This is a genomic window from Microcoleus sp. PH2017_24_DOB_U_A (genome assembly GCF_020738205.1).
In the GTDB taxonomy this organism is placed as follows: Bacteria; Cyanobacteriota; Cyanobacteriia; order Cyanobacteriales; family Microcoleaceae; genus Microcoleus.
The window spans coordinates 90,359-103,175 of sequence record NZ_JAEQCT010000021.1; the positions used below are offsets into that span (position 1 = coordinate 90,359).

Annotated in this window: 12 protein-coding genes; 6 read left to right on the plus strand and 6 right to left on the minus strand. The window is 46.1% G+C overall.

What is annotated here, in order from left to right; genetic code table 11:
• Positions 1-16: 16 nt before the first annotated feature.
• Positions 17-1,561 (minus strand): carotenoid isomerase, encoded by a 1,545-nt coding sequence (gene crtH, locus JGK07_RS03830; RefSeq protein ID WP_293176020.1) that lies wholly within the window; start codon positions 1,559-1,561, stop codon positions 17-19.
• Between the two features lie 501 nt (positions 1,562-2,062).
• Here crtH and upp point away from each other — a divergent pair.
• From upp to JGK07_RS03845, 3 genes are all read left to right on the plus strand, one after another.
• The gene (upp, locus tag JGK07_RS03835) at positions 2,063-2,713 is read left to right on the plus strand and encodes a uracil phosphoribosyltransferase (RefSeq protein ID WP_293176030.1); all 651 of its coding nucleotides are present in this window, start codon (positions 2,063-2,065) and stop codon (positions 2,711-2,713) included.
• 217 nt (positions 2,714-2,930) lie between these two features.
• Positions 2,931-3,401, plus strand: coding sequence for a TMEM165/GDT1 family protein (locus tag JGK07_RS03840; RefSeq protein ID WP_293176022.1), 471 nt, complete (start codon positions 2,931-2,933; stop codon positions 3,399-3,401).
• Between the two features lie 189 nt (positions 3,402-3,590).
• Complete coding sequence (locus tag JGK07_RS03845) at positions 3,591-3,893, plus strand: TMEM165/GDT1 family protein (RefSeq protein ID WP_293176024.1); 303 nt, start codon at positions 3,591-3,593, stop codon at positions 3,891-3,893.
• A 79-nt stretch (positions 3,894-3,972) separates the two neighbouring features.
• Here the strand turns inward: JGK07_RS03845 and JGK07_RS03850 are convergent, their stop codons facing one another.
• Entirely contained in the window at positions 3,973-4,479 is a 507-nt protein-coding gene (locus JGK07_RS03850) for a DUF4149 domain-containing protein (protein WP_293176026.1), read from the minus strand.
• Positions 4,480-4,744: 265 nt separating this feature from the next.
• Here JGK07_RS03850 and JGK07_RS03855 point away from each other — a divergent pair, with 265 nt between their 5' ends.
• Both JGK07_RS03855 and JGK07_RS03860 read left to right on the plus strand, forming a co-directional pair.
• On the plus strand, positions 4,745-5,065 hold the full coding sequence (locus JGK07_RS03855; RefSeq protein WP_293185527.1) for a nucleotidyltransferase domain-containing protein: 321 nt from the start codon (positions 4,745-4,747) through the stop codon (positions 5,063-5,065).
• Between the two features lie 281 nt (positions 5,066-5,346).
• The gene (locus tag JGK07_RS03860) at positions 5,347-6,606 is read left to right on the plus strand and encodes an MFS transporter (protein WP_293185529.1); all 1,260 of its coding nucleotides are present in this window, start codon (positions 5,347-5,349) and stop codon (positions 6,604-6,606) included.
• Positions 6,607-6,769: 163 nt separating this feature from the next.
• Here the strand turns inward: JGK07_RS03860 and hisIE are convergent, their stop codons facing one another.
• Positions 6,770-7,420 carry a bifunctional phosphoribosyl-AMP cyclohydrolase/phosphoribosyl-ATP diphosphatase HisIE gene (gene hisIE / locus JGK07_RS03865; protein WP_293189573.1) on the minus strand — a complete coding sequence of 217 codons (651 nt, stop codon included), beginning with the start codon at positions 7,418-7,420 and terminating at the stop codon, positions 6,770-6,772.
• A 326-nt stretch (positions 7,421-7,746) separates the two neighbouring features.
• On the opposite strand from hisIE, the gene hemL reads away from it, so the two are divergent.
• Positions 7,747-9,045: a glutamate-1-semialdehyde 2,1-aminomutase gene (gene hemL, locus JGK07_RS03870; protein ID WP_293185532.1), complete on the plus strand. Its 1,299-nt coding sequence runs from the start codon at positions 7,747-7,749 to the stop codon at positions 9,043-9,045.
• Between the two features lie 392 nt (positions 9,046-9,437).
• Here the strand turns inward: hemL and JGK07_RS03875 are convergent, their stop codons facing one another.
• The 3 genes from JGK07_RS03875 to JGK07_RS03885 form a co-directional block, all read right to left on the minus strand.
• Positions 9,438-10,493, minus strand: a complete 1,056-nt coding sequence (locus JGK07_RS03875) for a tetratricopeptide repeat protein (RefSeq protein ID WP_293185533.1) — start codon at positions 10,491-10,493, stop codon at positions 9,438-9,440.
• Between the two features lie 467 nt (positions 10,494-10,960).
• Positions 10,961-11,737, minus strand: a complete 777-nt coding sequence (locus JGK07_RS03880) for a BMC domain-containing protein (RefSeq protein WP_293185534.1) — start codon at positions 11,735-11,737, stop codon at positions 10,961-10,963.
• Positions 11,738-12,077: 340 nt separating this feature from the next.
• Positions 12,078-12,773 carry a carbon dioxide concentrating mechanism protein gene (locus JGK07_RS03885; RefSeq protein WP_293185535.1) on the minus strand — a complete coding sequence of 232 codons (696 nt, stop codon included), beginning with the start codon at positions 12,771-12,773 and terminating at the stop codon, positions 12,078-12,080.
• Between the last annotated feature and the right edge of the window lie 44 nt (positions 12,774-12,817).

Genomic DNA, 12,817 nt, shown 5'->3' on the forward strand with positions numbered 1-12,817 from the left:
GTGACGAACCCTACCACTAAAAACCCAAATCCACAGCAATTCGATGGGCGCAAGCAAACCCAGAAAATGCCACCGCATTTAAACCCTGTCCGGGAAACGTACTATCGCCGACACAATACAAACCTGGCATAGAAGTTCGATTAAACGGCATTCCCAACAAACCCATTAACTTCTGGCGGGGAATCGGCCCGTAAGTTCCATCTTCGCGGCCCAAAAAGCGGCGGTGAGAACGCGCCGTCCCAACTTCCATATAATCCAAACCAGCATCTAAACCCGGAAAAATCTTTTCTAATCTGTCAATAATTCTGCCGCCAGCCTCTTCTTTTTTATCCTCGTATTCCTGTGGCGAAAGTCCTTCCCACTCTTCCATCCAACTCGAAGTAAAAGCATGAACAATGTGATATCCTGCCGGAGCTAAATCTGGGTCGAGTACCGTCGGAATTGATACTAAAATAGTTCCTTCTGGCGCTTCCATTTTGTCCCAATCTTCTAACAAAATGTGGTGGCAGGCAGTACCAGCAGGGATGACGCTGGCTTCTACTCCTAAATGCAAGCTCAAGAAACTGGGGGCTTTTTGATAGCGCTGCTGCCATTTCTTCTCGCTAGCTGGCATCTCTTCAGCAGGCAGCAGTTTCTCAAAAGTATCCCAGCGGGTGGCGTTAGAAACTATCCGCTTTGCCCGGTAAACTTCGCCGGTTACTAGCTCGACTCCGACAGCGCGACCGTTTTCTGTGATAATTTTTTTGGCTTTAGCTTTGTACTGAATTTTGCCGCCGCATTTTTCTAATCCTTCTACTAATTTTTGGGCAATTTGACCGACTCCGCCTTTGGGATAATTGATGCCGCCGTAATGTCTGTCAGAAAATACCATTCCGGCGTTAATCATCGGCGTTAAGTCTGCGGGTACTACAGACCAGTAGTAGCATTCCATGTCGATAAATTTCAGCAAAGTCGGGTCTTTTATGTAGCGCCGCGCTATGTCGCCAGTATTTTGAGGGAGATATTTTACTAATCCCAAACAGGCTAAAGGATTCTGAAAAAAGACTCGAACTAGATATCCAGGTTCTTCTAGGGATAGCAATTCCATGCCGTTGAGGCAGTTGAATACGTTCCAGCATTCGCCGTAAAATTTCTGGATGCCTTCGCGCTCGTGAGGAAACCTGTCAATTAATTCTTGCAAGTATTTGTCATAAGGCTGGGGAACTTCCAGATCGAGACCTGAGGGTAGGTGATAGTGAAGCTGTACCGGATCGGGGATTGTTTCTAGGGTGACGTTGACGGCTTTGAGGGCGCGGGTGAGGAGGTTGGTGGTGCCGCGCTGTCCGAACCCAAATATCATGGAGGCTCCGACATCAAATCTGTAGCCTTCTCGATCGAAATATCCAGCACTACCCCCCGGAATTGTGTAGCTTTCGAGCACCAAAACTTTGGCCTTCTTGGCTGCTAGCTGGGTTGCAGTCACGAGTCCGCCAATGCCGGAACCGATGACTATCACATCAAACTCTTGCTCTGTCGGGCGGGAGTTGGCGGAGAATAACTGGGATTGGGTAGGGGCTGACATTAGGTTAAAAATCTTAATATTTCTACAATTTTACAGTCGATCGCTCCAGAAGGAAGAAGTCCTTAGTCCTTAGTCATTAGTCAGCAGTCATTAGTTATTTGTTAGTGGCTACCAATTCCCGATGCTATAAGGCCCAATGCCCTGTTTGGCCAATGCCCAATTACCAATTCCCCGTGCCCCTGCTTCAAAAAAAATGCGGGAACAGTCTACCATTGCCGACTGCCCCCGTCTGCCTATCCTTTGAGAGGAGAACACTAAAAATTACTATAGCCTTGTTGCTAATTTATGTCAATACTATTGAAAATATATTTCAATAAAGTGACGAAGGTCTACAAACAAAGAGACTTATAGGATTTTAGATTTTAGATTCAAAGAATGGAAGATTGTGATAAGTTGCACAGAGCGATCGTTAGCGAAGTCCGCCCCTACGGGGGGCTACGCCAACGAAAACGATCGCACCGCATCAAATCCTTCAAATCTAGCAATTTCCCCAATTTCCTCATGCCCCTGCAACTGCGCGTTTACGTTCCGCCCCACCCGTTAATTAAACATTGGCTGGCTGTCGCCCGCGACGCCGCCACCCCATCGGTACTTTTTCGTTCTGCGATGACAGAATTGGGACGCTGGCTGGCCTACGAGGCAATTCGAGATTGGCTACCGACAGTGGAAGCAACGGTGCAGACGCCTTTGAGCCCATGTGCGGCGACGTTTATTAACCCGGAAGCTCCGTTGGTTGTGGTACCGATTTTGCGGGCTGGTTTGTCACTGCTGGAAGGAATTCAGACGGTTGTGCCGCTGGCTTCGATTTACCATCTAGGTATGGCGAGGAATGAGGAGACGCTGGAGCCGACTTGTTATTTGAATAAATTGCCGGCGCAGTTTAACCCCCAAACGCGGGTGATAATTAGCGAGCCGATGCTGGCGACTGGCGGGACGATTGTGGCGACGATGCAGGAATTGATTTCACGGGGAATTGATCCGAGTTTGATTCGGATTATTTCTGTGGTGGCTGCTCCTCCGGCTTTGAAGCGGCTGAGTACGGAGTACCCGAGTTTGGTTCTTTATACGGCAACGATCGACGAAATAGTCAACGAACAGGGGTTTATTGTACCTGGTTTGGGTGATGCGGGCGATCGAACTTACGGCACATAAACCAGGGAATTTTGGATTTTGGATTTTGGATTTTGGATTGACTCGACAGATAACTGTGGGGCTTATATCCGTGTTTGGGTGAGGCGAGCAGTTTCTGGAATTGGTTGCGGAATCTCCGGCAAAAAAAGATGGGCCTGGCGCAGGTAAAAGCAGGCACAGATAAAGTTAAAATCCAAAGTAGAAGTCAAAAATAAATAGCGTTTAGCACTCATTGCCCGTGAAACTTGATTCTGTACCGCCAAACTCGTCTGCTTCTGACTCAGAAACCCCCAATTCTGATTTGCAACCACAAGTACAACTACAAAAACTTAAAGAGACTTCTGAGATTTGTGCTGCTTTAACCCCGGAGCAGGCAGAAGTTTCAGTGAGTGCAAACCCCGATATCTGTCAGGAAGAAAAGCAACTGAAGCCGAAGCACTGGGCAATTTTTGCTTCGACTTTTGTAACTATCTTTTTAGCTGAAGTTGGAGATAAAACTCAAGTTGCGATTTTGTTGATGACGGCTGAATCTCGGAATCCTTGGATTGTGTTTGCGGGTGCGGGTTCGGCTTTGATTGCAACGAGTTTGTTGGGAGTTTTGCTGGGAAGGTGGCTGGCGACTCGAATCGATCCGAAAACTTTGGAGAAGGCTGCGGGAGTGATTTTGCTGGCGATTTCGGCGGTTTTACTTTGGGAAGTGCTGAGTTAAACGATTTTAGATTTTGGATTTTGGATTTTAGATTTGGGAATTACTGATTATGTTTGGGTAAGTCCAAAGAAACCGGGTTTCTGGCTAAATTTAGCGATTAAACCGAGGATTTTGGACAGAAACCCGTTTTCTGGGAGCCTGTGGGTAAGTTGTAGATTTCTAAAAAGCTAACTGATAACTAAAAAAAATATGGATTGGCAACTTTTAGGCATAACTTTTATTACGGTGTTTTTGTCAGAATTGGGTGACAAAAGTCAATTAGCTGCGATCGCCCTTGGTAGCAGTTGCAACTCGCCGCGGGCTGTATTTTTTGGTACGGCGTCGGCGCTGCTGCTGGCGAGTTTCCTTGGTGTTTTGGTTGGACAAGGTACGGCGGAGGTGTTACCGGAGAGGTTGGTAAAGACGATCGCTGCGATCGGATTTGCGGTGATGGGCTTGCGTTTGTTGTGGCCGAAATCTGAATTATCTGATGTGTCAGAAGAATCCGAATAAGAGGACACGGCAGTGCCGTTTCCCTACCCCAATTCATTGTAGGGAAACGGCACTGCCGTGTCCTAATTTTTATGGTTGATTAAACTTCGTTTTGGTAGCACCAGCCAAGCAGCGTACCGCCGACAGCCAACTTTAGCGCTTCCAAAACAAAATATCCTTGGTGCAGTGTATTCATGCCGGCGGGCACTTCTGCTGCGGAGTCGAACAGATTTAGCTGCATTCCCAAGGCGCTCATTTGAGGTGTGAGCCCGTAGGTGTCAATCAGGGCGATCGCCAGAAGTACCAATGATAATACGATTGCTGTGCGAGTACGCTTGCCGGAGTCACCCATTAAATTGCTCAAAACCATCAAACCCGTTGCTACGAATCCCGAACAGATTAACTCAACGCGGTTAAATCCCCAGAACATTAAATTTCCGGCTGTTGCAAAATCAGAAGATACCATCATGCCAGATACGTAGAGACTCGGCATAATAACTAGATCGATAATCAGGCTACCGCTGAGCCAGAAAATTAAGGCTACCATGACAATTGCTTGCCAGCGGGGTCTGATTGATTCTACTCTCGACGATGTAATAGCTGTCATAAAAATTAGACCCTCTAAAATTTTCTTCTGCCTTTTCTAGAGCTTAACGAACTTTTTCCTAAAATCGTGTTAAGTATTTTTAAATTAATGGTAACTTTTGTGTAACTGAATTAGAAGAATTGTTAAGCTTGTCGGCGAAAAGTAACAGTTGAAAAATTGTGGCGATCGCCAAAAACGATTGATAATTACTCATTCCAGCAATATACCGATCAAATTTATGTGTTATTATTACAGTTAAATTGCCAAATATCAAAGATATTAGCCAATGATTGAAATAAACAAAATTCTGGAATTAAGTGCGGCAATAGCCAATCAATTTAAACCAGAAAAAATAATTTTGTTCGGCTCTTACGCCTATGGGAATCCCACGAGCGATTCGGATGTTGATATGTTGGTAATTTTATCTTCAGAAGGTAATAATTTTCGCAAAACTTGGGAAATACTAAGTAAAATTCAACCGAAATTTGCTCTAGATTTATTAGTGCGAACTCCTGCTGAAATTGAACAACGGCTAGCTTGGAATGATTTATTTCTCAGGGAAATTATCGAAAAAGGAAAGGTGATTTATGAATCCGCTGACACTTGAATTCATCGAAAAGCTTGCAAACAAATACGGTTGAGGTTTGGTTTGACTCGACAATACCTAAATTATGCTTTAATTTTATTTTAATTCTTCAGTCTGCGGAGGCAGACATCGTTTATACATACCTGGTTTCAACCGCAGACTCTTATAAATATAGCCTTTCTCAAAAAAGTGATGTATGCCCGCTAGTCCTATGCCCTATGCCCTATGCCCTATGCCCTATGCCCTATCCCCTATCCCCTATCCCCATGAGTACCTCATCTTTCTGAGAAAGGCTATAATATATGCCTAAATTTCAATTCTCATCTTGGCTTCCCCGTCTCCCCACTCAAGTCTGGATTCTCGCCGCCGGCAGATTCCTCTCGCAAAGCGGTAGCGGCTTTACTTTATTTTACGCGCCGATCTTTTTTGTCGATCGCGTCGGCTTGTCTGCAACTGCTGTTGGGATTGGTTTGGGTAGCGGTTCAATCTCGGGAATATTCGGCCGCATTTTGGGCGGTTCTTTTTGCGATTCCCAATTTTGGGGAAGGCGGCGAACTTTATTGCTGGCGGCAATGATTTCGGCTGTCGCTTCTTTTCTGTTGGCGGCGACTCATGATTTTCCAGGTTTAGTTGCTGCTAATTTATTGATGGGTTTTGGTGTGGGTTTGTATTGGCCTCCAACGGAAAGTATGGTTGCGGATTTAACTGAGGGCGCACAGCGACAGGAGGCTTTTGCTGTGACGCGGCTTGCTGATAATTTGGGTTTGCAAGTTGGGATTATTTTGGGCGGTGTTTTGATTGCGGTAACGGGGAATTATCGATCGCTCTTTATGATCGATGGTATCTCGTTTTTAGTGCTGTTTGCGGTGGTTGCAAGTGCGATCGCAGAAACCTACAAACCAGCTAATTCAACGGATACAGGCAAAAAAAGTCTCAAAAATGGCTGGATGGTGGCGTTGGGCGATCGCACTTTGCTAGTCTATGCTTTAGTCAATACTCTGTTTACTCTCTACATTTCCCAAATTCAAACCACGATGCCGTTGTATTTTAGCAAGTTTGTGCAGGCGGGGACATCGGGAAGAGGCTTTTCTACGGGTACAATTACGGTTTTGTTTGCTTTTAGCACATTTTTAACTGTGGCTTTGCAGATGCCGATTGTTAAGGCTTTGAGGCGGTTTTCTCATCCCCAAGCTTTGATGATTTCGGCGCTGCTGTGGGGAATGGGGTTTATTGCGATCGGCTTGACGGGAATGGCTGCAACTGGCAATCTATTTTTAGCAGTTGTTGGCTTGACTTTTTTGTCGGTGGCAACGGTTGCTTATACGCCTTTTGCTTCGGCTTTGGTGGTGGATTTAGCACCGGAGTCTTTACGCGGCGTGTATTTAGCGGTTAATTCTCAGTGTTGGGCGATCGGCTATTTAATCGGCCCACCGCTGGGCGGTTTCGCTTTGGATCGAGGTAAATGGGCGGCGGATAATTTCTGGTTGGGCTTGGCTATTAGTGTGATACTGGCGATCGCAATTTTGCAAAAGGTCGATCGAATGTTAAAAAGTAGAATCTAATCATATCAAATAGAATAAATGGCGATTGATGTCAAATCCGTTGGCAATGGAGTAAGATTAAACGAACCGCGAAGGCGCTAAGGACGCGAAGGAAGAGAAAGAAGATGATCCGGTTCTTCCTTCGCGCTCTTTGTGTCTTCGCGGTTTAATCATTCCGATTAACTTATTTTCGCCGATCGCCCAATTTGCGATAAACCGCCCTCAAATCAACCTGATGGTGAGCCAAAGCAACCAAAGCGTGATAAAATAAGTCCGCAACTTCCCCGGCGATTCCGTCTTTATCATCATCTTTGCAAGCCATCACAACTTCCGCCGACTCTTCGCCAATCTTCTTGAGAATCTTGTTATCCCCGCCCTCGAACAACTTGCAAGTATAAGAAGTTTCGTTAGGATTGTCCCGTCGATCGCAAATTACGTCAAACAATTGAGATAACATATCCCCCGGCGGCGCCACAATTTCCCCGTCAACTTGGTGAAAACAACTTCTTTCACCCGTGTGACAAGCAATATCTCCCACTTGTTCGACAGTCACCAGCAAAGCATCGCTATCGCAGTCGTAACGCAGCCCTTTGACATTTTGAACGTGTCCCGAAGTCGCCCCTTTGTTCCAAAATTCGGCGCGAGAACGGCTCCAGAACCAAGTTTGACCGGTTTCCATGGTTTTTTCGAGCGACTCCCGATTCATCCACGCCATCATCAACACTGTGCCGTCTAAGTAATCTTGGACGATCGCAGGCACTAAACCGCGATCGTCATAACGGATCTTTTCAATTGGGATCGATCGGCTCAAACTAGATAAATCAGTACCAGACATAATTTTATTGCAGCTTTTCATATAAATTAACGCTTTCGTGTCGGATATTTTTTTTATTAACCGCAGAGAGCGCAGAGGACACAGAGAGAAGAGAGGAGATTAGGCAAGTGATTGGCCAATTGTCAAGAACTATTTTACAAATTATTACAATTGAGACCTAGGAGTGCTAGTGCGACAAATCCTAAAAAACCCGAGCTAGTATTGCTACTGATTGGTTTGTATCCTAAAATCTACTACTATAGTTTCCTTGAATCGGCTTAGCCTTTAACCAGAAGTCGCTATATTAAGTATCCTACCAACAACAGACCTTCACTAAGGAGAAAACATTGGTTTCTACAACCTTGAAAACCACCAAATCAGAAGAAATATTCGCCGCCGCCCAGAAATTGATGCCCGGTGGCGTTAGTTCCCCCGTCCGCGCCTTCAAATCCGTAGGCGGACAGCCCATCGTCTTTGACAGGGTAAACGGAGCCTACATTTGGGATGTTGACAGCAACCAATACATTGACTACGTAGGTACTTGGGGCCCCGCCATCTGCGGCCACGCCCACCCCGAAGTCATCAAAGCCCTCCACGAATCCTTAGAAAAAGGTACGAGTTTCGGCGCACCCTCCCTCTTGGAAAACGTCCTCGCCGAAATGGTCATCGATGCCGTTCCCAGCATTGAAATGGTACGATTTGTCAATTCCGGTACCGAAGCTTGTATGGCCGTTTTGCGGCTGATGCGAGCCTTCACCGGGCGCGACAAACTGATTAAATTTGAAGGCTGCTATCACGGACACGCCGATATGTTCCTGGTAAAAGCAGGTTCCGGCGTGGCAACTCTCGGCCTTCCAGACTCTCCCGGCGTGCCGAAATCTGTCACCGCGCACACTCTCAACGCTCCGTACAATGATTTGGAAGCAGTCAAAGCTTTATTTGCCGAACATCCTGGCGAAATCGCAGGCGTGATGCTAGAACCTGTTGTAGGAAATGCCGGTTTTATTGTACCGGATGCAGGTTTTCTCGAAGGTTTGCGGGAAATTACCAAAGATAACGGTGCTTTGTTGGTGTTTGACGAAGTAATGACTGGTTTCCGCATCGCCTACGGCGGAGCTCAGGAAAAATTCGGTGTCACCCCAGATTTGACAACCTTGGGTAAGGTTATCGGCGGCGGTTTGCCCGTGGGAGCTTACGGCGGAAGGCGCGATATTATGGGGATGGTGGCTCCCGCAGGCCCGATGTATCAAGCTGGTACGCTTTCGGGAAATCCTTTGGCGATGACTGCTGGGATTAAAACTTTGGAATTGCTGCAAAAACCCGGCACTTACGAACAGTTGGACAGGATTACGAAAAAACTGTCCGAGGGATTGCTGAAAATTGGTAAGGAAGCGGGACACGCTGTTTGCGGCGGACAAATTAGCGGGATGTTTGGCTTGTTTTTTGCGGCGGGCCCGGTTCACAATTACGATGATGCGAAAAAGTCTGATGTAGCAAAGTTCGGCCGCTTTCACCGGGGAATGTTGGAGCACGGAATTTATCTCGCTCCTTCGCAGTTTGAAGCTGGATTTACTTCTTTGGCCCATACTGACGAAGATGTCGATCGAACTTTAGCAGCCGCGCGCGAAGTGATGGCTAGTATTTAAGGCTTTGCAGTCAGGAATGCAAGTTCTTAAAACTCAGAGATAAAAAATTAAAGTCCTGACTGTTTTTTGCAGTCAGGACTTTAATTTTTAACAAATAGCCAATCCGCGTTAAAAACCTCTCGGGGCTGTAGCAAAAGGCGAGAAACCCGGTTTCTACAAAATTTTGTGTTTAGTAATGAGAAATCTATGAAGAAACCAGGTTTCTGAGAATTTTTTATTTTTTCGACAACCTATTTAATAACTAATGACTAATGACTGCTATTCGATCGCGGGGACAGCACTATGACTAATGACTAATGACTAATGACTGCTATTCGATCGCGGGGACAGCACTATGACTACTGTCAACTGTCAACTGTCAACTGTCAACTGTCAACTGTCAACTGACTAATTTACTCATTAAGAAATTCACCTTCACAGATAATCGAGTCTCTGTTCTCCAAATCTTCTTGATTCCAAATCGCATTTAATGCTGCCGAACTTAAAGAACTTGAGATCGTATTTAATGTGGTGTTGTAGTATTCTACAGCATTATTAAGTTCCATCTGTGGGGCTTCTTTGAAATAGGAATTAATATCAGGCGTGCAGCGCTGGGCTTGATAGTACAAATAAGCTTCAGCATTAATACACATTACGTGGTAAAAATCCCTATTTGCTGTTGCAATATCTCCCAATTTGTACAGCGCTAAACCCCGGTTGAGATAAGCTTTAACGTAGTTGGGTTCGAGTTCCACTGCTTTGTTAAAGTCTTCAATCGCCAGCTCCATTTGTTTTAATTTATAGCGAACGCATCCTCTGTTATAATAGGCATAAACATTGTTGTGGTCGATGCCGAGTGCTGTGTTATAATCGGCGATCGCCTGGGTGTTGTCTCCTAATTGGTGATAACAGAGTCCGCGATTTATGTAAGCTTTGATATATCTTGGATTCAACCGTAGCGTTTCGTTAAAGTTCTCCGTTGCTGCTTGTTTTTCTCCCAAAAGGTAGTAAGCGCGGCCTCGGTTGTAATAGGTTTTATAATTTTGCGAATTGATCGAGAGAGCTCGATCGTAGTCTTCTATTGCTTCTTCGTAATGTCCTAAATTAGCAAGTACGAGTCCCCTGTTGTTGTAGATAGCGTGGCTGTCAGGCTTATTTACTAAAGCACAGTTGAGATCGTCAATGGCTTTTTCGTTTTCTCCGAGATGGCGCCAAGCATTGCCTCGATTCAAGTATGCCTCGAACAAATTAGGATTGATATCTAGTGCTTGGCTGAGGTCTGCGATCGCCTTTTGGTAGTCTTTCATATAATAGTAAACCAAGCCGCGATTGTTGTAAGCTTTGGCATCGGCGGGATTGACTTGCAGTATCTGATCGAAGTCCTCAAGTGCCGCTTCGTAGTTGCCTTGCTTGGCGCTGTGCAACCCGCGCTTATAAAAATGGTTGAGGTTCGATTCTTTGATGTTCATAGGTCAACTTTCATTCCTTGCTGGATTCTGGATTGATTCCTTTGCACTCAGTGTTGAGTTCGACAGAGGTTAATCTGTTGAAAGAGCATCCACACAGCACCCCGATTAACTCTTAACTGATTCCAGGAAATCTACCCGAAACAGGATTTTAGGTTTATCTTAACAGCAGTTAAATCCTGTTAAAAGAGCCTGTAGCTCGGCTGCATTTACTTCGTGAGTTCGATTTTTTACCCGATCGACTTTTGAGCAAAAATCGAGTTTTCGTTGGCGTTATCTGTCTCTAGATGCCGAGGCGATCGGCTAATCACCAAATTCAGCTTACGAGGCTGCGAGGCTACAAATCACTACACGTACTCTGTTCTGGTAAGATTTATATCTCGATTCTCAAATTGGTCTCAGTATTTTCCGCACCTAGTCTCTACAAACTTTTGTTGGGTAATTACCAATTCCCGATTACCCATTACCAATTAGCGATTGATTTCCTCTTCCACATAAACTCTCAATTTCTCCAAATCGGGAAGTTCGACCAATTCTTTTTCCTTTTCCTGAACAGAGATAGGCACCCTCACAGGTGTGCGCTGTTCTATCCAGCAACTCGCCAGCGGCAAAGTTTGTTCCAAATCTTCCAAAGGCCTGGGAATTACCATCACGGCGTTCAACTCGCCAATGCGCTCAGCTTCGTACATCCCGGCTTCTACGGCGACTGCGACATCTGCGACTGCACCGCGAATAATTGCCGTGCACAAACCGGCGCCAATTTTCTCGTAGGCGGCTAAGTGTACGTCGGCGGATTTGAGCATAGCATCGCAAGCGCCGACCATTGCGGGAAATCCCCGCGTTTCGAGCAAACCGATCGCCTGATTGCTCAGTCGAGAATAACTACCGCTTTCCGACAGTTGAGTTAGGCGAAAGCCGATCGGCAAAACCACTTCCAAATTAGCCAAAGGCCTAGCAATCACCAGCTTAGAAACAAACTGTCCGAATTGTTCGGCTGTCTGAGCTCCTGCTTCCACAGCCAAACGCACGTCGGAAATGCGCCCGCGGACGATCGCCGTACAGTGACCGGAACCTATTTTCTCGTATCCTACTAAAATGACCCCTGCGGACTTCAGCATCATGTCAGCAGTCCCGACAATTGCCGGAAAACTCTTGGTAGATACCAAGCCCAAAGCGGTGTCTTTGAAATATTCCTGGCGCTGCGATCGCCCGGAGTCACTGCTGTTACGATCTATTTGTCCGTCCATCTTCGATTACCCTTAGAAACTTCCAAAAATAAAAATTTGTTGATAGTTTTAGTGTCTCAGATGAGAAGACAAACTGCACGAGCTGCAAGATACATATTTATGCTGCAAGACCTTAAAAATTGCTGAGCTACAAATAATATGAGATTACCTATTTATATTTTTTTGATTCTTCCTTAAGCATAACTGCCTTTTGTAGAAATTACCATGCCCCAAAATGGATACCAGCACCAGACACTCATGAGGGTCGAGATCGAAAATTTAGACAATATTTTAACGTCTCAGATTCATCTGTGGAATAAATCTCAAATCGAAAAATGGAAAATCTCAAATCCAATGACCTCTATCCGGTACCGCCCGAGAGAGTTTGACCGTTGTCCTGCGATCGATTAAAAGCTTGTCGGTGCGGAAACAGCGTCCCCAGCAACTGATTGATGTGAGCTTGACCGTACAGAATAGTTGGGACTTCTCCTGGTTGGGGAGGCGGATTGGCGGCGGTTTCTGGTGATGGATCTGGGGCTGTCTCTGGCGGTGTTTGAGGCTGTGTTTGGGCGGGTTCGGGCGGGTCGTCGATCGGGCGATCGACGGTTGGTTCAACTGGTGGCGTAGTGCCTGTGGGGGTTTCCGGTGCAGCGGTTTGGGCTTCTGCGGTTTCTGCGGTTTCTGCGGTTGGTTCTGCTGCGACTCGGCGGCTGGTATCTCCGATCAGAGAACCTGCGGGCAAAATTTGCATTTGGTCGATCGCAGGATTAATCAGCGTTGTTCCCGCGCCAATACAGGCATTTGCGCCAATCTTCCCCGCACCTACCACCAACACTCCTGCACCCAGCATTGCGCCCGCCTCGATTTCGAGAGTACCTTCGCGGGCGTGAAGAATCACTCCCATACCGATACAGGCACCGGCGGCGATCGAGATCCGGCTACCCGGATCTGCTTGGAGGATGACTCCTGGGGCGATCGCCACACCTTCATTCACAACTACATCGCCACTCAGGAAAATCTGAGAGTTGCTACTTAATTGCAGTGGCGATAAATACATTCAACTTCACCTTGAAATGAGCTATGATTTTAGATAAAACGACT